This window comes from Cyanobium sp. BA5m-10, from assembly GCF_024346255.1.
Taxonomy (GTDB): Bacteria; Cyanobacteriota; Cyanobacteriia; order PCC-6307; family Cyanobiaceae; genus Cyanobium_A; species Cyanobium_A usitatum.
Window position 1 is genome coordinate 26188 of sequence record NZ_JAGQCP010000023.1, and the last position, 18237, is coordinate 44424.

At 53.7% G+C, this 18237-nt stretch carries 21 protein-coding genes and 1 pseudogene; 14 read left to right on the forward strand and 8 right to left on the reverse strand.

From position 1 onward, the window contains the following. Positions 1-18: 18 nt before the first annotated feature. The 7 genes from KBY85_RS09435 (at position 19) to KBY85_RS09465 (ending at position 6436) form a co-directional block, all read left to right on the forward strand. Positions 19-597: a phycobilisome polypeptide gene (locus tag KBY85_RS09435; RefSeq protein WP_254961257.1), complete on the forward strand. Its 579-nt coding sequence runs from the start codon at positions 19-21 to the stop codon at positions 595-597. A gap of 82 nt (positions 598-679) precedes the next feature. After that, on the forward strand, positions 680-1411 hold the full coding sequence (locus tag KBY85_RS09440) for a pentapeptide repeat-containing protein (RefSeq protein ID WP_254961258.1): 732 nt from the start codon (positions 680-682) through the stop codon (positions 1409-1411). A gap of 116 nt (positions 1412-1527) precedes the next feature. Beyond that, positions 1528-2412 carry a phycobilisome linker polypeptide gene (locus tag KBY85_RS09445; protein ID WP_106632835.1) on the forward strand — a complete coding sequence of 295 codons (885 nt, stop codon included), beginning with the start codon at positions 1528-1530 and terminating at the stop codon, positions 2410-2412. A 132-nt stretch (positions 2413-2544) separates the two neighbouring features. Then, positions 2545-4161: a phycobilisome rod-core linker polypeptide gene (locus tag KBY85_RS09450; RefSeq protein WP_254961259.1), complete on the forward strand. Its 1617-nt coding sequence runs from the start codon at positions 2545-2547 to the stop codon at positions 4159-4161. Between the two features lie 71 nt (positions 4162-4232). Next, on the forward strand, positions 4233-4973 hold the full coding sequence (locus KBY85_RS09455) for a phycobilisome rod-core linker polypeptide (protein WP_254961260.1): 741 nt from the start codon (positions 4233-4235) through the stop codon (positions 4971-4973). Positions 4974-5246: 273 nt separating this feature from the next. Further along, a complete protein-coding gene (locus tag KBY85_RS09460; RefSeq protein WP_254961261.1) occupies positions 5247-5789 on the forward strand; it encodes a phycobiliprotein lyase in 543 nt (180 codons plus the stop codon). A gap of 8 nt (positions 5790-5797) precedes the next feature. Next, entirely contained in the window at positions 5798-6436 is a 639-nt protein-coding gene (locus KBY85_RS09465) for a chromophore lyase CpcT/CpeT (protein WP_254961262.1), read from the forward strand. Positions 6437-6730: 294 nt separating this feature from the next. Here the strand turns inward: KBY85_RS09465 and KBY85_RS09475 are convergent, their stop codons facing one another. After that, positions 6731-8092, reverse strand: coding sequence for a HEAT repeat domain-containing protein (locus tag KBY85_RS09475; RefSeq protein WP_254961263.1), 1362 nt, complete (start codon positions 8090-8092; stop codon positions 6731-6733). A 417-nt stretch (positions 8093-8509) separates the two neighbouring features. Next, positions 8510-8938, reverse strand: coding sequence for a DUF2656 family protein (locus tag KBY85_RS09480; RefSeq protein WP_106632840.1), 429 nt, complete (start codon positions 8936-8938; stop codon positions 8510-8512). A gap of 72 nt (positions 8939-9010) precedes the next feature. Between KBY85_RS09480 and KBY85_RS09485 the strand changes: the two genes are divergently transcribed. Continuing rightward, positions 9011-9901 (forward strand): HEAT repeat domain-containing protein, encoded by an 891-nt coding sequence (locus KBY85_RS09485; protein ID WP_254961264.1) that lies wholly within the window; start codon positions 9011-9013, stop codon positions 9899-9901. A gap of 19 nt (positions 9902-9920) precedes the next feature. Here the strand turns inward: KBY85_RS09485 and KBY85_RS09490 are convergent, their stop codons facing one another. The 3 genes from KBY85_RS09490 to cpeB form a co-directional block, all read right to left on the reverse strand. Continuing rightward, complete coding sequence (locus tag KBY85_RS09490; protein ID WP_254941609.1) at positions 9921-10541, reverse strand: HEAT repeat domain-containing protein; 621 nt, start codon at positions 10539-10541, stop codon at positions 9921-9923. Between the two features lie 93 nt (positions 10542-10634). Beyond that, positions 10635-11129, reverse strand: a complete 495-nt coding sequence (cpeA, locus tag KBY85_RS09495; protein WP_106632843.1) for a class 1 C-phycoerythrin subunit alpha — start codon at positions 11127-11129, stop codon at positions 10635-10637. A 61-nt stretch (positions 11130-11190) separates the two neighbouring features. Further along, positions 11191-11751, reverse strand: a complete 561-nt coding sequence (gene cpeB / locus KBY85_RS09500) for a class 1 C-phycoerythrin subunit beta (RefSeq protein WP_197148055.1) — start codon at positions 11749-11751, stop codon at positions 11191-11193. 371 nt (positions 11752-12122) lie between these two features. Here cpeB and KBY85_RS09505 point away from each other — a divergent pair, with 371 nt between their 5' ends. From KBY85_RS09505 to KBY85_RS09520, 4 genes are read left to right on the forward strand one after another with little or no spacing between them, the layout of a single operon-like run. After that, positions 12123-12377: a hypothetical protein gene (locus tag KBY85_RS09505; RefSeq protein WP_254961265.1), complete on the forward strand. Its 255-nt coding sequence runs from the start codon at positions 12123-12125 to the stop codon at positions 12375-12377. Between the two features lie 31 nt (positions 12378-12408). Beyond that, complete coding sequence (locus KBY85_RS09510) at positions 12409-12996, forward strand: phycobiliprotein lyase (protein WP_254961266.1); 588 nt, start codon at positions 12409-12411, stop codon at positions 12994-12996. Positions 12997-13022: 26 nt separating this feature from the next. Next, positions 13023-13730 carry a 15,16-dihydrobiliverdin:ferredoxin oxidoreductase gene (locus KBY85_RS09515; protein ID WP_254961267.1) on the forward strand — a complete coding sequence of 236 codons (708 nt, stop codon included), beginning with the start codon at positions 13023-13025 and terminating at the stop codon, positions 13728-13730. Then, positions 13727-14548, forward strand: a complete 822-nt coding sequence (locus KBY85_RS09520; protein ID WP_254961268.1) for a phycoerythrobilin:ferredoxin oxidoreductase — start codon at positions 13727-13729, stop codon at positions 14546-14548. The genes KBY85_RS09515 and KBY85_RS09520 overlap by 4 nt, the downstream gene beginning before the upstream one ends. Here KBY85_RS09520 and hemH read toward each other — a convergent pair. After that, on the reverse strand, positions 14527-15702 hold the full coding sequence (gene hemH, locus KBY85_RS09525; RefSeq protein ID WP_254961269.1) for a ferrochelatase: 1176 nt from the start codon (positions 15700-15702) through the stop codon (positions 14527-14529). The two genes, KBY85_RS09520 and hemH, sit on opposite strands and share 22 nt — an antisense overlap. A 240-nt stretch (positions 15703-15942) precedes the next feature. Here hemH and KBY85_RS09530 point away from each other — a divergent pair, with 240 nt between their 5' ends. After that, complete coding sequence (locus KBY85_RS09530; RefSeq protein WP_254961270.1) at positions 15943-16773, forward strand: hypothetical protein; 831 nt, start codon at positions 15943-15945, stop codon at positions 16771-16773. Here the strand turns inward: KBY85_RS09530 and KBY85_RS09535 are convergent. Then, entirely contained in the window at positions 16752-17669 is a 918-nt protein-coding gene (locus KBY85_RS09535; RefSeq protein WP_254961271.1) for an NAD-dependent epimerase/dehydratase family protein, read from the reverse strand. The genes KBY85_RS09530 and KBY85_RS09535 overlap by 22 nt on opposite strands. A 131-nt stretch (positions 17670-17800) precedes the next feature. Between KBY85_RS09535 and KBY85_RS09540 the strand changes: the two genes are divergently transcribed. After that, positions 17801-18043, forward strand: coding sequence for a hypothetical protein (locus KBY85_RS09540; protein ID WP_254961272.1), 243 nt, complete (start codon positions 17801-17803; stop codon positions 18041-18043). Between the two features lie 27 nt (positions 18044-18070). Here KBY85_RS09540 and KBY85_RS09545 read toward each other — a convergent pair. Then, a pseudogene (locus tag KBY85_RS09545) lies at positions 18071-18237 on the reverse strand (heme oxygenase); the annotation flags it as partial.

Genomic DNA, 18237 nt, shown 5'->3' on the forward strand with positions numbered 1-18237 from the left:
ACAGAAGCAGATCGAAAGATGGAGATCAGCCAACTGGCCAAGGCTGCAAAAGTATGCGGCCTAAGCAATCGCGACAGCCTTCCCGAAGCAGTGAGAGCGGTGGTAGCTAAAGCCGATACTTCAAAACGGTTCCTAAACACAGAAGAATTAGAAGAGATATGCAAATATTGCAAAACCTCAGAACATGCCATTGGGCTACTGATAGCTGAGTCAAACCAGGTGATTGATAAAGCAAGACAACAATTACTAGCCCAACAACCACAGCTCATCCTGCCTGGCGGAAAATTACACCCCGAACCAAGAGCAGAAGCCTGCTGGCGAGATTGCCAACAGTTTCTGCGAGTGATCATTTACGGGGTGGCGTGCGATTGCACAGAAGTAACAGATGCGGCAGGAATGAGAGCATTACGTCAGTTATACAAGGAGATGGAAGTGCCTATCCCTGCGATGATGTATATCCTAGCCCAGATGCGTACACTAACCACACAAGTCCTAGAAGCTTCTGGCCATCTTCGCGAGACAACCTGCCTCGACAAGGCTTTTGATAATCTGATCAAGGCCTTGCTACCAACCACGCCCAGACAGGAAGACAAGTAAACCTGGCAACCCATTACCAAAGCAAGCGAAACCACAGAACACAAACGTTTCTGATTACTAGCGAATCGAATCCCATCTAAACATGAATCAAAAGCATCAAGCATCTTTGTTGCCGGAAGATCCAAGCCAATGGAGTGCTCCTGAAAAGTCGAAACCTACTGCGGCTCAGCATCAACCCGTAGATGCGCGCGGTGCATGCTGGAACAACCGTGTTCTGCAACCACTTGACCTGCGCCAGGCGAACCTTTGTCGCATAGATATAAGGGGAACAGACCTAAGCGCCTGTCTACTAGAAGGATGCAATCTTACACTTGCGCGTTATGACAGAAAGACTCGTGTACCGGCTGGTTTTGATCTTGAAAAGTCAGGAGCGGTAGGCCCTGGCGCAGCTCTTAATGGGGCCTTTCTGAATGGTGCAGATCTCAGGGGTATGGATCTTCGGCACACCAACTTCATGGGTGCGTACCTAAGCGGATGTGACTTAAGTGGTGCAGTATTAGACGGAACACGTTTTGTCGGAGCAGACCTAAGGTTTGCGAAACTGCAAGGCTGTCGCTGCATCGCAACACGCTTTACCGGCAGTCAGATACAGCAGGCAGACTTTAGGGCTGCTGATTTAACAGAGGCAATCCTAGATGGGGCTGAAAGTATTCAGGGCGCTGACTTCAGTCAGGTAACAGGCCTGGACAAGAAACAGCTAACAAACCTCCTAACGCGCTCTCACATGGAACTGGATTGCTGGAACCCACTCACCCGGCAAGCCACCCGAACGACACTTGAATCGTTGCTAGGATCAGCGGAGCAATCAGCATAGCTAGCTGGCAAGGCCAGACAAAGCGAAGCGATTGAAACAAAAGATTGAGGTTTATAAAGCTGCGGTCGATGGCTATGGGATGCCGGGGATAATTGCAAGGTATCGCCACGAAAGTCATGCCGTTTGGTCCAGCCTCCATCCTGGGTGTGGAGAGCTTCTCCCAAGAGTGCGAGGCACCACGTGAGCTAGTTCCAGGGGACGACGACCAAGCGAAGGAGTCAGTAATCCGGGCTGTCTACAGACAGGTGCTTGGGAATGCCTACGTCATGGAGAGCGAACGACAAGTTGTTGCAGAATCGCAGTTCAAGCTAGGCGAGATCAGCGTTAGAGAACTGGTAAGACGTATCGCAAAAAGCGATCTTTATAGCACGCGCTTTTTTGACTCATGCGCCCGCTACCGCTATATCGAACTAGCTTTTCGCCACCTACTCGGACGTGCTCCAGCAGATTTTGAGGAGATGCGAGGGCATGCCGAAAGACTAGATACAAGTGGTTACGAAGCAGACATCGACAGCTTCTTGGATTCTGACGAATATCAGAACACCTTTGGTGAGTGGACAGTTCCATATCAGCGTGGGTGGAAAACAGAATCCTGTGCAACGCTTCAAGAGTTCACCTGGTCATTCCAGTTGCTACGCGGCAACAGCAGCAGCAGCCTAAAAGGCAACTTGGCTGGAATCAGGAGTCGTCTTGGCGGTGCTGCCTATCAGAACCGCCCCCTTCCTGTGGTAGCTCCCTCATCACAAGATTCCCAAGGCTGGAGCTTCCGCCCAGCTGCCAACCTGACAGATCCCGTTACCCGGATAGGTGTACTCGCAGGTGAAGCAGGCAAAGTCTATCGAGTTGAAGTAACAGCCTACAGGGCCAATAACGTGCGCCCCACATCACGCTATAGGAAAGCAAACAGAGTACTCTTCGTCCCATTCAACAAGCTATCTGAGCAGTATCAACTTATTCACCGCGAGGGGGGCAAGATCGCAAGCATCACACCATTAAGCTGATCCATTGCTCAAACCAGCCCTATTGAGTAACAGAGCTCCCAAACCGGCAAAAACAAAGGGATTAGATGTCCCAAAGACGTCTAACGACTTATATCCTAATTAACAAAGCAAGTCCGCTAATCCCATAGCCCCATGACAGCAAATCAAAGCAAGTCACTTGATTTCGGAGCCACTCAGCTTCTTGAAGCACCAGCGAGGTTTTCTCGCCGAAGAACTGATGACGTAGAAACTGCCACAAGCGAAGATCAATTTCGCAACCAGCAGCTACTGAATACACCGTCAGCATTCACCGCAAACGACAATGCTGCTTTTCACATCGCAGTAAGAGCAGCATACCGGCAGGTATTCGGCAATGTTCAGCCGATGGAAAGCGAGCGACTGCTGAGTGCCGAATCAAGATTACGCAATGGGGACATAAACGTACGGGAATTCGTACGAAGATTGGCCCAATCTAGTTTTTATCGCTCACGCTTCTTTGATGCCGTATCTCCGCATCGAGCAGTTGAGCTTAACTTCAAGCATTTGCTGGGCCGCCCCCCGCAGAATCAAGCAGAGGTTGCTAGCCATGTGGCATTAATCGCCACAAGTGGCTTTACCGGCGAGATCAATAGCTACCTTGATTCCGATGAGTATCTAAAATGCTTCGGCGAGGAAACAGTTCCATACCCAACAAGCTGGAACTCACCAGTAGGCCAGCCTCAAGCAGCGTTCAACAGGATCGCAGCACTTGAGCAGAATTTCGCTGGCAGCGACACAGCCGTAGGAACCAAAAGTCAACTGCTAGGCAATCTAGTTAGCGGCTACAGGCTCTCAATAAAAGTGCCTGCACAGGTTTACCGATCTGGTTCCCTAAGTCAGATGGGTAGAACAGCGGCTGGTTCGAACGGAATGTTAGTGCCTGTCAAGCGGAACAGTGCCGATGGAGGCGACTCGACACCGATGCGTGGTGATCTATACGTTGGCTTTGGGCTTGGCCAGCGCCAGCAGGAAGTATTCGAGCGCTGCAACGGTGATTCAGCAGATCAGATTACTGCGCTGATCCGCTCGGTATACCGCCAAGTGCTGGGCAATCCCCATGTAATGGACAGCGAGCGCAACTTAACAGCAGAAAGCCAGTTTGCTGAGGGAAGGCTCAGCACCCGTGAATTTATAAGAGCTATTGGACTCTCTGCAGACTATCGCCGTCGCTTCTTCGAAACAAATGCTCCCTACCGTTTTGTTGAGCTGAATTTCAAACATATTTTGGGGCGTGCACCCGCATGTCAGGCCGAGATGAGTGAGCATCTACAAAGGCTAGCCATTCACGGCTATGACGCAGAAATCAACAGCTACGTTGATAGCGAAGAGTATCAGAACACCTTCGGCGAGAATACTGTTCCCTACCTGCGTGTAGCAACTGAAAATGGTCGCGAACAGGTTTCCTTTAATCGACACATAGCACTAGTTCAAGGCTATGCGGCCAGTGACACCATTCAATGTGCCTCAAGCCTGCTAAATTCGGTAGCAACAAGATCTGCACCTACAAACTGGACAAATACAACCGTACGGATTAACAGGCTTGGTGCAGCCTCTGGATCAGCTGATCCCACATCCAAGCGGTTCCGTATTGTCGTCAATGCCCAGCCTGCAGGCGGCCGCCAACGCAACCCGAACGCCAGCTACGTAGTAAGCGGCAATGACATTACAAGCCAACTGGGATACATCCATAGACGCGGTGGTCAGATCATTTCTGTGACCGAAATCACCTAGATGACTATGGCTCGTTTTTCGGAACAATAGCTAACTTCTTCACTCCCTCTCCCCCTACCAACCCAAAAACAATGGAAATCGAAACTCTTGACCGGCCCAATTCGGGTTTACGCCAATCAGAAGCTCAAGCCCAGCTGAAAGCCGCCTACCGCCAAGTATTTGGCAATGCACACCTCTTTGATGAAGAGCTCTCAGTCTCTGCAGAGAGTCTATTCATCAACGGCGACCTCACTGTGCAGGGGCTGATCAATGCCCTAGCCCTGTCCGACAGCTATCGGCGTCTCTTTTTTGATGCAAATGGTCCCTATCGGTTTGTTGAACTAAACTTCAAGCATCTCCTAGGCCGCGCCCCACGAAATCAAGCTGAACTGAGCAAGCATGTTCAGCTCCTGGCCACAGAAGGATACGAAGCAGAAATCAACAGCTATATATACGGAGCCGAGTATCTAGAGGTCTTTGGCTTTGATACAGTACCTTATGACAGGGGAGTGGCAAGCCAGAAAGGTGAATCGACCCTTACATATAACAGAACACGTGCCTTGACTTCAGGCTTTGCAAGTTTTGATGGTGACGGGCAATCACAATTATTAGTCAGCCTGGCGACCAGATCAGCCCCCGGAGGCAGTCAAAAGACTCCCGGCCCAGGAGGTCGCAACAAGCAGCGCTACGCTATTCGCTGGACAAGCGTTAATCCAGTCGGCCTAAATCGACGGGTAACGCAAACGACAACCGTTCCCTTCAGCTCGCTATCATCAGCCATCCAATCAATTCATCGACGCGGAGGTCGCATCACCTCAGTAAAGGAATCCTAAATCAAACTAAACCGGAGGCGATTCAAAGCCTTATTATAGATATCAAGGCTTTGAATCGCCTGCCAAAAGCATCAACAGCAAGTACTCAGGCTGCAATCCATGAATTTAAAGGACAAAGACTATCGCAAAGCAGAGTGCACTCAGATTGATCGGAGCACTGAAGAAACGCAGCCTGCGATCAACATGATGATCGATACATGGGTACACATGGTTCAGGCAGGTCGTCTGCCAGTTGCAAGGACCACTCACAGAAACAAGGCCTGAGCAGCGTTGATGCAGCTGGAATCTTTTGTAGCTCGTAGCCTAGGCCGCTGGCGATCCATGAGAAGTGGTCATTCTCTTGCTTTTCAGCAATTTGAGGATGTTCGCAGTTCAGTATTGATTGAACCAATTGGACTCCAAGATCCGTTGGTACTTAAGTTAATTAGAGACTGCAAGATACACGACGCCAAACCCCTTCTGCCATTCCGAATGGAATGGAATGCAGAAAGTGACTGGGAGCCAGATAGCCCCAGTGAAGTATCAGCAGGATCATGCATCCTCGTTCCAATCCCAACTGATAATCAAAAAGGAATCTTACTGCGAAGCGCTGGATACGCAGAGGCCGAGCAAGCAGTATCAAACTATGCTTTTTTAGAAGATGATACTTTTACACTCACTACCCAATATGGTCAATCGATTGCAGAGGAAAGGATCTGGTTCGTATCTGAGAACGTTCGCTGCCGCTCATCAGTGCTGCGAACTTCAGCCGGCTCAGGAATACTGCAAACCTCCTTCGCATCTGAAATCAGACGGTTAGATTCCTTCAGCCAGTAGAGTTCGCCATGATAGGTATTACCCTAAAATTCGCTAAAATTCTAGCTGGACACTACAGTAATTTCTCTCAGTCACAGAGCGATCCCGTAAATTTTGCCCATATTAACATCTATTTTCGCCCTCTGCCTTGGGAAGTATTTCAGGGCCCTGGTTTTTACTCCGAGCAGAGCTATGGGCACGATCCTTGGCGACCTTATAGGCAAGGTGTACATCGACTGATTTCGACCGAGAAGGTGCAGATTGTTGAAAATTTTGGATTCGACCAACCAATTCGCTTAGCTGGAGCAGGCTTCACGCCTAAACTGCTCAAGCTAATTCATATTGATCGCCTTCAACAACGCTGCGGTTGTGCGATGCATTTCCAAGAGACGACACCGGGTTGCTTCAGCGGAAAAGTAGAGCCTGGTAATAAATGCCTAGTGCCACGCGATGGGCGGCCTACCTATCTAGTGAGTGAGGTGTTGGTTGATCACGAAAACTGGATTAGTAGAGATCAGGGTTTTGATCCAGCTACCAATACCTTGCAGTGGGGCTCCGAACATGGGCCACTACGTTTTGAACGCGTGGCTAGCTTTGAAAATGAAGTCACAGCTGAGTGGGCACATCTAAGTAATCATAAGGGAGAAGAATCTGAACAAATTGGATAAAACAGAAACCATACAAGCTGACGGACCAGCTATCCAGCAATTCCGTAGCTGGATCCGCTCGCAGCACCTAATTTGCCAAGGCCAAGACTTTATTTTTGAAACAATTGATCATAGTCAGCTTGAGCGTTTTGAAGCCTGCCTAAATATGCTTGATGGGCAAGTGCGGTCTGTAAGAGCAATTGGAAACTGGCCCATGGGGCCCCGTCGAACATTCAAGATACTGAGAGCTGAAGCAGCTGTGCCGAGGCCCAAAGGCCTGGAAATTCAACGCTACTGGGCTGAGCGTGGGTCCTTTCAAACCCGGTTTTCTGAAATAAGCAGTTGACGCCTACGATCTACAAAAATATCAGGATCCTGCACGGCAAAAGCATTCTGTAATAGCTGAATTATTTCATGGTTATTCCCAACATCAATTGAATCAAGACCTATCAATGCAGCATAACGTAGCTCCCAGCTTGGCGTGAAATCGGAGGACAAAAGCTGCCTCACACTTTTGCACCATATATCAGGAAAGTGTTTATTCAAAGCCAAGCAAGCAGCCGCTCTTGATTTACCGAATTGTGGGCGCTTGCTGTTCATAGCTTCCAGCAGCAATGCCTCAATGACAGGAGTAGCAGCGGAAGGCCAGATATCCACACTGCCAAGAAGCTGAATGAAGAAATAATGAGCACCATAGTCATTATAAGCATCCTCCTGCCATCGCTTCCAGAAAACAGGCCAGAGCTCTTCTACTGGCCTATGCTTCAATGTGGACAATGCTAGGTAGCAACGGCTAAAGTCAGTACCAAAAAACTCATCAAATAAAAATAATATGGTTGGTTCAGTGTCGTAGCAGTGCGCCAAGACCAAACCTTCTGGCTGATCCCACATCAGCGAATCTAAACAAGTAAGCAGGTCAATGCCTGCGTGTTCTTTGTCTTGGCCCGGCCAGAGTGTCCGCAGAGCGCGCAACCTGAAAACAGGGGACACGGGCGCCTTGAGAATCGAAGGCAATAGATATGTAGCCCGACAGTCAATTAAATCCTGAATCGCCGACTGCCGGTCCATTTGGTTAGGCAGGGTCAGGTGGTCTTCCAATTCTTGAAGGCGACTGCCATCTCCACTGAGCTGTGCAACCCCGGCCAAAGCAGCGCCGCGAACCCCTGGATTCGCCTCATCTTGCAGCGATTGAAGTACGGGCAAGGCCGCATGCACTTCTAAACCCACAAGAGCCTGGATAAGAACCCGGCGGCTCTGGCCTGGATCATTGAGCAGCGGGAGCATTGCCTGATGGAGTTCAACATCCTGGCAATTGAGCTGAAGAAGGGCCCAGGCGGCATTTTCAACGAGATAGTGATCATTGCTCCTTAGGCAACGCCCAATGCTGGGGATGGCCCGTTGAACCCCAAGCCGGCCCAAAACTTCGACCGCTTTGCGGCGCGCAAGGTTAACCGCCTGTTCGCCCGAAGAATTATCAATGAGCCTCAATAATGCCTCCTCCGTTTTATCGCCGGGGAAATTCACGAGATGGGCGGCCGCCATGTAGTAGTCGCTGGCAGAATCAAGCGAGTCAAGAGATTGTTCAAGAATCGCTAGCGCATCATGGTGGCTGAGCCCGGGATGGATATTGTCGTAACTGTTGCTGGAGCTTGCCAAAATACTGTCCTCAGAAGTCAAAGTGGACGCGGCTGTGGAGCTCAAAGCAGAGCTGCTTCCAACTCTGATAGCCGGCAGGGCAAGAGCGCTGAAAGTTTAAGAGTTATGTGTCTTGATGCAACCCAGCCAGGAAGCGTTCAATATGAACCCATCTAAATTAGAGGCACAATGGGACCCCATCAATGTGGTGCGCTTTTACTTGTTACAAGCATCAATTCTGAAACTCCCCAGAGGGTTGCTCAGAAGCTGCGAGTTCCGCGCCATATGCTGAGCCACACTATGCAGCAACTACACCAGAATGGAATCCCGGTTACGTCGGTATGTCTGATGGAGGCGGCCAGCTCAGTTTCCGCAGTGGCGACCACAGCCTCTACGGATCCAGTCGAATCACCCAAGTCTGGACAGCAATCACCTCGCCGCCGCCGCAAATAGCCCAGCTCAGCCTTGAAGCTCGAACACACCATCAGGAGCACGCCCCTGTTTGAGCAGATCCCAGTTGATTGACTGAAGGAAAGCGGCGGTGTTCAGAGTCTCCACCACATCGACCCCCCAGTCACTCTGCTGCAGCAACGCTCCAGAGGCGCCTTGATCGTCCTTGCGTCCACCTAAGGCCAACAGCTGGCAATCATGATCAGTAGCACCTGCAGAGCAGCGAAGCTGTCGCCAGGCCAGGAGTACGGCATTGGCCAAATCGACGGGCAGCAGGTCGGCTTCCACCTGAACCAACCAGTGAGGGTGGCTGACTGCCTGAACCCGGACATCGGTGGACAGGTGTGCAACGAGACCAGCCGCCAGTTCCGCGGAATTCAAGCCCTTCAGGTTGTCGGAAACCACCTGAAGGTTGTGGGAGAGCAAAAAGCGTGTCATGTCCTGATCTTGTTAAGCCCACCATAGGATCGCGGCGGCTATCCCTGATAATTAGTTCAATAGGAGGGACCCTTGTCTGCCGAGCTGTCCGCTACCCCCGCATCTGGAATCCAGCAACTGAGCGTTGAGGAAGCCAACATTCTTGCTGCAGAGCTTCGTTCCCAACTTCGTCAGGGGTTAGTTCCTTCATCCGACACCCCAGCTATTGAGCGCATGGTGGCTGGTCTCGGCGATACCAGGGGCTTGATGCGGCTCACCTTTGCCGAAAGCCTTGGAGCAGTGGGTGCTGCAGCGGTGCCAACTCTCTGCCGTGCATTGCAGTCTCACGACAACGTCACCGTTCGACGCGCTGCAGCTAAGACTCTGACCCTGATTGCAGATCCAGCTGCCTTGCCCGTTTTACTCGAAACCCTACTCTCAGATTCGGATCCCGTTGTGCAGGGATCAGCGGTCGGAGCGATGGCTGCAGTCGGCGAGCAGGCTCTCAATCCACTCCTCTCAGTGCTGGTTCATCCAAAAGCTTCGGCCATGCAACAGGGGCTGGCCAGCTGGGGGATCGCTTTTATCGGCGCCAAGGCGCCCGAAGCGCTTCGCCAAGCAGCCAGCTCGCCGGATGCCAGGATAAGAGCGGCAGCAGTAGCAGCTCTCGGCGAACAGATCCAGTCTTTGGGGGATGACGAGGCGAGACAGCTGCTTCTAACCGCGCTGGATGACCTGGACTCCGAAGTGCGGGCAGAAGCTGCAACGCTGATGGGGAAGTTGCAGGAGCCAGAATGGGCCTGCCCGCGCCTGCTCCCCCTGCTCACCGACTCGGAAGAACAGGTTCGCAAAAACGCTGCTCTATCGCTGATGAAGCTAGGGGCCAGGGATGCATTGCCTGACTTAAAAGCAAGTGTGGAACAGGAAGTACAACCTGGTGTCAGATTAGTGCTAGAGCTAGCGATCAGTCAGCTAAGCAAGTGAGGATAACAATCGTCTCGCGTCAGCCCGGCTGAGGTTGACGTGCTTGCAGTTCCCTTATTCGAGCCAAGGCTGATTCAAGGGTCTCTCGCACATAACTATCTAACTTTGGTTGGTGCTGCAGATCCTTAAGAGTCGGTTCAATTGCAGGATCATCAATCTGGGCGAGTGCATTGACAGCTGCTACCGCCTGGGCTGGATTATCACCGCCCACCACTCTTAGCAACAGCGGCACCGCCTGCCCACCAACCTGCCCAAGGGCCATCACCGAAGCAACAGCCACAACCGGTGAGTCGTCGCTAAGTGCCTCCTCGAGAGCCTGCATCGCTGTCTCGGGGAAATGGATCCCAGGCTGGTTTGAAGCCACCTGGGCATAGGCCTTCACGCAGCTGGCGCGGATAGTGCTGTCCGTGCTAGCCATAAGAAGATCCGCTAAGGGCAGCAAGGCTGCCGCGCCAAAGGCGCCAATACCACGAACAGAAGCCCTGCGTAAAGCTATATCCGGTTGGGCCAACAAACCAAGCAGGCGAGGTAGAGCTTGCTGAGGCCAATCCCTGACCATAGCCATAAAAGCCTGGCTTTGAATATAAGGATTAGGGTGGGCAAGATCATCAAATAAGATATCTAATGCTTCCATTTCCATCGAGGAGAGGGGGTAGGCGACGGCTCATTTTCACACAAAAAAGGAGGCCCGAAGGCCTCCCTGGTTTGTCCTCAACAATTAATCAGAAACTGATCAGGAGAGGGCGTTAATGGCGTAATCAAGGTACGACTTCAACTCATTGAGAGCCTGGGGGCTCATGTCACGAGGGGAGCAAGCCCGATCGCGGGTGAAGGTGAGCGCTTCCACGTAAGCAGCGGTAGGCAGACGCAGGGTGCGGTACACCTCACGGGCTCCGGCAATGCCCCACTCATCGAGAGGGCCAGTGCCGCCCACAACCAGGCAGTAGTTGATCAGACGCAGATAGTGAGCGATGTCGCGGTAGCACTTGTCCACCTTGACCTGGTTCTCACCAGCTTCGCCAGCTTGCTTGAGGTAGGGGTACTTGCTGAAGCAGGCGTCACCAGCCTCCTTGGTCACTTTGTCCAGACCGGCAGCCAGCTTTTCAGCAGCTTCAAGGCGAGCAGTAGCTCGCTGAATGTTGCCCTGAACAGCTTCCAGGTCGTTCTGGGAGGGGAAGCGACCAGCGGCATCAGCGGCGGTCACAACAGTGGTCACAACAGACTTCATCGTGAAGATCCTCGTTTAATTGAGTAGTAGTGGTTTAAAAAAAGCAATCTCTTCGGATGAATCAGCTGAGGCCGCTGATCACACGGTCAAAGTAGGTAGCAGCTTCAGCCACTAGAGCGGAGCAGTCGCCCTGAACGGTTTCCATCTTGCGGAAACGGGTTTCCACAGGGTTGGTGCCGCTGGTGTTTGTCTCGTTGATGTGAGCTGTGGAAGAAGCCTTCATGATGGCCACGGCGCGAGCGGCAGACTGAAGGGGAACGCCCAGAGCGATGTAGGTCTCCTTGAGGCCGTTCAGGCAGCGGTCGTCCAAAACCGATGCGTCGCCTGCCAGCAGCGCGTAGCTGATGTAGCGAAGCACAATTTCGCCATCGCGCAGGCAGGCGGCCATGCGGCGGTTGGGATAGCAGTTGCCACCAGCCTGGATCAGGCCAGTGTTTTCGCAGATCATGCCGGTGACTGCATCTGAAACGATGCAGGAGGCATTGCTGGTGATGGCGTTAACAGCGTCTAGACGCTTATTTCCCTCAGCAACATAGTTACGGAGAGCAGCGAGCTCACCGCCTCCAATAGGGGCAGTCTTCGAATCTGCGCTGACGACAGCGCGTGAAAAGGCGTCGAGCATGGGAAAGGGGCCAGGGGTGCTTGTGCTTAGCCAATTGACAGCCAGTGAAGATCGTTAGATCTGTTCAGGTCTGTATGGCGTAGCTGCCTCTCGGGGAAGGCGTAAGGGGAAACTACGGTCATCTCCCGCCTCAGGCCCCCCATCAAGCCAATCATGCAAACTTTCGTCACCCATCGCGCTCGGACTTGAAAAGTGCAGCGCTGGCAAAGGGTTTTGGCAAGGGGAAGGCACGCACTCCCTCCTAATCGCGGAACAAAGCACCAGGAGATTTATCTTTTCTTCCATTTTCACCATGGATGCGACCCATTTGAAGCTGCTCTAGTGGATCGCAGCGGTCGACTCCGTATGCTGACATCCGCCCAATCCAACCCATGACCGACGGCACCACCGCTCGCGCCGACACGTCTGCAATCAACGGATCCGATCCCAGCCGGCAGGAGTTGGAGGAGTCGATTGATCAGCTAGCGGCCTACCGCGATCGACTTATCAAAGATGTGATCGGCATGGGGCAAAGACTGAAGCTCCCTCAGAAGCAAGTCGAATTCACCCTGGCTCAGCACCCCGAGCTGCAGAAGCTAGAAGCAATTCTGGCTCAGCTTGAGTCCCAGAAGTCCGAGCAGGACTAACCCCCATCCCCCTCACCCGCCCGTGGCACCCATGGACCCAGCCCGAACGATGGACCAGTTCTTGGCGGCCAGTCGAGGGGCCTGGCTGACGCGACGGGCTGTGCACCACCTCGACCACCAAGATGATGAATTCGGCGATTCCAATCTTGTTATCGAGCCCTTCTCCGCTGAGGATCCAGCCGTCGAGCAGATATGTCTAACTCTTAATATCAATCCTCTTCTAGCAGCAGGAGGGGCCCGTTTCTGGTGGGAGAGCAATCTAAAACCCCTAACCAGAACAGAAGATCAAGCGGCTGTATTAATAGATATCCCTCTAGCAGGAGATCCCTCTCAGGGTTTCCTGGTCCGTGACAAGGGCTACGTGGAGAAGCAGCCCGTCCTCAGTCAATACACCTTTTCCAGCGATGGCGTCATGACCGTTACCACGCGCTATGACAGCAATGTCGGCACGGAGCGCTGCTGGTTCGTCACGGATCAGGTGCGAATGCGGGTGAGTTCAGTGCAGTGTCTCGATGGTGTGTCGATGACCACCTACTGCACGGAGCTTCGTTGCCCCTCCGACGCAACTCTGCAGTCGCTTCGGGAAAGCGCCGATTCCATGGCCGCCGGTTTCCGTTAACCCACCCTGCTCCTGATCGCTCCGAGATGTTTGACCCTTTTTTGCAAGAGCTCAATAGCAGGCTGGAAAGGTCTGGAGCGCAGCCCATTGCCCCACCCGATGGGCTAGCTGAATGTCACTCCCCGAAGAGGCAGAGCGTGATCCAAAGCTGGCTCTGGCAGGTGCCTGGGTTCCGGCGCTGGCGGGTGACCAGGATGGACGCGGGGGACAGCCTGCAAGTGTTGAATTCGGTGGCCTATCCCGAATACAACAACGATCAGCCCCTTATGGGAATCGATCTCCTTTGGTTCGGCACCCGCGGCAAGCTGGTCGCAGTGCTTGATTTTCAGCCACTACTGCAGGATCAAAATTATCTTGACACCTATTATCAAGGCCTAAAAGAACTTATTTCTCGCCACCCGGATCTTCACGGTGCTGAGGCCATGCGCTCATTTGATCCAAACCAATATTTTTCGCCCTGGCTGCTGTTCTGCCGTGGAGGAGCTGAGGAGGCGCAGGAATCGTTGCCCAGAGCTTTCACTGCCTTTCTCGACTGCTACTGGCAGCTCAGCGCCGAAGCCGGCCAACGCACTTCCATAGTTACAGCAGAAAAGGTGAAAACCCTGCAGGAGGCATACGATGTCTATAGCGCCGAAAGAGATCCGGCTCACGGCCTGTTTAGCAGCCACTTCGGCAAGGCTTGGTCGGATCGCTTTCTGCACGAGTTCCTTTTCCCATCTAGCCCGCAGCAATGACAGCACCGCAAAGCTGCAGCCTTGATCAGGTCAGAATCGCCGGTTGGCGTTGGCAGCCCTTTCTTGATCATGCGGTCGACATGCTTCAGGCGTTGCAGCCAGCCGCCTACCCCGTGCCGGAGCAGTTTCTGCAAAAAACCGGATCCACCGGTTCGAAGGCACAGCCGGTAGTTGTGCAAACTGCAACCTGGGCCTGTCGAACCAGCAAGCTTCGCCAGGTGAGGGCCGCCTGTGTGGAAGCGGGACCAGCAGCGTCCGTGCTGAACCTAGTCATCAATCCCCACTGCCGTTTTGATCTGCCTTTCTTCGGAGCCGATTTGGTCACGCTGCCCTCAGGTCATCTGCTAGCCCTTGACCTGCAGCCAGTTGACCGCAGCGATTCCCTCCATACCCAACCTGTCTGGGATCGATTACTCCCAATTTTTAACAGCTGGAAACCTCACTTACCCGATGGAGGACCCATTCCTGCTGAGGCAAAACCTTACTTTTCGCCTGCATTTCTCTGGACCCGTCTACCTTTGGGTGCAGCCTCCGATGAGCTGATCGCCACCGTTATATTTCAAGCCTTTGCTGAGTATTTAAAGCTTTATTTACAGCTCGTGGATGAAGCACCCCCCGTAGCAGACGATCGCTCAGCAATATTGCTCGATGGCCAACGCCGCTACACCAGCTACCGGGCAGAGAAAGATCCGGCAAGAGGGATGCTCAGCCGCTTTCACGGCGCGGAGTGGACCGAGACATATATCCATGAGGTGTTGTTCGATCTGGACAGACACTATCCCGAGCAAAAAGGAGATCAAAGCAGGCCTATGGAATGAAGAGGCCCACTTCCACTGATCAGCTCCACTAGAAAAGCGGAGAATCCGACCATAGCTAAGCGGCCATTCCACACTTCTGAGCTGTTGCTCCAGCCCCAAGCCCACTTATCTTGGGGGTAGAGCTTTACAGTGCTGGGCAAAGCCGCTGCCTGGTCAAGATTCACTTCGGGTCCATCCAGGGCCTGCTGGACAAGTCTCGCAAGCCCCTGGATGAACGCAGGGTTGGTGTCAAGCGCCGGCACACGCCGAAAATTGGTGATGCCCGACTCGAAAGCCAGCTTGCGGTACTCGATGTCGATCTCTTCAAGGGTCTCGATGTGCTCGCTCACAAAACTGATCGGCACAACCACCAGATCCTTCACACCCTGCCGCCCTAGCTCCTCCAATGCCTCGTCGGTGTAGGGCTTGAGCCACTCCACAGGACCCACCCGGCTCTGATAAGCAAGGGTGAAAGAGTTGCTGTGGCCCAATGTGGCCTCCAACTTCTCGATGATCAGCCGGGCGCAGGTTTCGATCTCCCCTTGGTAGGGATCGCCCGCTTCTTCCACGTAGCTCTTAGGAACACCGTGGGCGCTGAAGAACACGTGGGCGCTGTCAGGGTCCGGGCAGGCCTGGATCTCGCGGGCGATCAGCCCGGCCATGGCGTCGATATAGCCCTGGTCATCGTGGTAGCTGCGGATGCATCGAATCGGCAAAGCTGCAAAGACAGGATCAGCCTGGCGAAGACGCTGAAGCTCCCTAAAGCTGGAACCGCTGGTGCTAATTGAGAAGTGAGGGTAAAGAGGCAGCACCACCACCTCGTCCACATCGTCGGCTTTGATATCTGCCACCGCCGATTCGGTAAAGGGGTGCCAGTAGCGCATCGCCACGTAGCTGGTGGCCTCGATCCCAAGCAGGCGCAGGGCACTCTGTAGCTCCCGCGCCTGCTGCTCGGTGATTCGCCGCAGTGGCGAGCCCCCGCCGATGGAGCGATAAGCCTCCTGCGACTTGCTCGCCCGCAGGCTGCTGATCAGCCAAGCCAGTGGTTTCTGCAGGGCCGGGCTGGGTAGCCGGATGATCTCCGGATCCGAGAACAGGTTGTAGAGGAAAGGGCCGACGTCCTGGATGCGCTCCGGACCCCCGAGGTTCAGCAGAAGCACACCTACCTTGGCCATGGCTTGACGATCATGAGGCCAAACATCATTTTACGTCTACAACTGCCGGCAACTGCACTCGCTCGGTTAATTAAGAAACGTTTAGGGTCAGCCCTGACAACGAAGTGGATCAAGCCACGCCCCAGCCCCAGGGATCTTTCACCAGCGGATAGTGGCCTGAGAGTCCCATAAACTTTTCGCTGCGGACCCTCTGATTACGAAACAACGATTCTGGAAAACCCGACTACCGAACTGAAGACGATGGAAGGTTCAGACAATCACGCCAAAGCAGCAGCTGATCGGCAATGGGACCTCATGCGCGCCAGCTTTGATGGCGACTGGAAGGGAATAACCACCTGGTATGGCCGCAACGGCCGTGGCATGAACCTGAAGCAGGGCAGCGTCAACCCGGAGGCCTCGCTTTACTCCATCCGCTTCTCGGATGCGCACACGGGTGAATGGCATGGGACCGGCCTGCGATTCGCACCCGGTGGAGAACGCCGCTTCCCCCTATATCGGCACGATTACAACCTCGGCCACAACTGCTGGCATTTTCCGCAGACGGCTGGTCAGTCGAGCCTGCAAATGGCCGGCAGCAGCGGCCGTGCTGGGCATGAGGTGAACTTCTTCAGCGGTCGCAGTCGTTCGATGCTGGTGGCACTTTACCAGCAACAACCTGATGGTCAGATGCTGCTGGACTCAATCGCCGCCACACCCTTCCGCTGCCAACGCACCAGTCCTGACCCCGAACGTGCTCAGTTCCAATCTCTGGAGGCAGTATTCGAGACCGTCTTTGGCTGGCAAGGAGTGGAGTCAGTGATCAGGCCAGGATTCAGTTCTGGAAATGAAGCGACAGATAAACGGTTGGCACCATTCTGTAGCGAATTGTTTATCAAGAATGAAGTGAATGCGCTATTTGTGGATAATTTAATCTGCAGCTTGCCTGAGAGCTTGCCAAAGCATTCATTTGACATCCACTTCGGCTGCATACTGAATCGTCAAAGCTTTGTGCATTTGACAATGGAGTTTGATGCCAATCACAATCTCTTGGCCTGGATAGAGCGCCGATATCAGCCCAACATGCATGGATGAGAGAGGCTGAAGCCAAGCTGCTTAAGCTTCTCATTACTCACCCGCGCATTAAGGATTCGATCGCTGGTGTCTCTGGTCAACCACTTAGCTAGAGGCAGGCCAGCGCGCTCACACAGCCGATCTGTGAGCTCCTGGCCGTTGTACTGGGTATCATTGACCAGGTTGTACGTGTCATTGAGACCTTGATCAAAGGCAAAGTTGATACCGCGAACGATGTCGTCGCGGTGAATCCAGCACGGCACATTCAGGCCATTACGCTGCACTAAGCCGCCAGCTGCACTCAGCAACATGGCCGGAATATCGCGTCCAGGCCCGTATATGCCACCGAGGCGCAACACGCAGACCTTGATAGATTCGGAGCGGACCGACGCGATCATCTGCTCTGCTCTCACGAGCACGGAATTCACTGGATGATTTGAATCGGTTGTATCGCTCTCACTTGTGAGCGCTCCCTGCCGGTTGCCATACACGCCACAGCTGCTGAGGTGAACAAGCTGGAGTGGCGAGCTGACAGGCCGACGCCTAAGCGTTTCGATCAGCCGCTGCAGGCCGCCAAGAAAGGTCTGCTCGTATTGGCTCAGCTCAACACTGGAACTCTTCGACGGAGCGAAGGACACCAAGACACCGTCGAGATCTGCTGCGAAGTCCAGGCTGCTGGAGGGATCCGTCGAATCAAAAACCAACGGATTCTCGACTAGATCGGCCAGCTCTGGCAAGCGTTCACGCCGGGTTGTGGTGCCCCAAAGTGCGTGCCCCTCCTGCTTCCAGGATTTGGCAACCGCTTCGCCCACGTAGCCACAACCCAGGATTGCGCGACGCTCACCCGAGGGCAGGATCGGGCGCTCTTGGAGAGACAGCAACTGATAGAGGGAGGCCAGATCTGGGGTAGAAGTCATCCCGCAAAGCCCAATCATGAAGTTTTGCAACCCTAGGCCTGCCGGATGTGGGGTTGCGTTGTCACCGCTACGGATGAGCATCCTGAGCCCTACTCGGTTCTTGTGGCAGGCTGAGCTATCGCCTTAAGCCCATGCCCGTCTTTTGCGTCGAAGTGCCTGGGCTTCCGCCACTTTCCGTCACTTGCGCCGGCTGCAGCGGAGATGCTTTGCAACTGGCACTACGGGAGCAGGGACTGGACAACTTCCGTGTGGAGCGGCGCAGCAAGGATGGCCGCCAGTGGTGGTTTCAGGCCAACTTCATGCCAGGCACCATCGACCCAGACACCAGTGGAGGTCTCACCCGGCTGGTGAGCGTCGATCTAATCGAGGACTGATGGGTCCGAACCAAGCGCCGCTAAGCCTCAGGCCGCCGCCACCTCAGTGCTGCCCGAACGCTGACGGCGGGTAAGGAAGCCAAACAGAACCTTGCCAATAGCGGCGATCAGATTGCCTTCCAGTTCCTGGAACATGGTCATGTTCAGGTGGAAGGCGTGGTTGGCCTCCTCCACAATGCGATCGGCCATGGCTT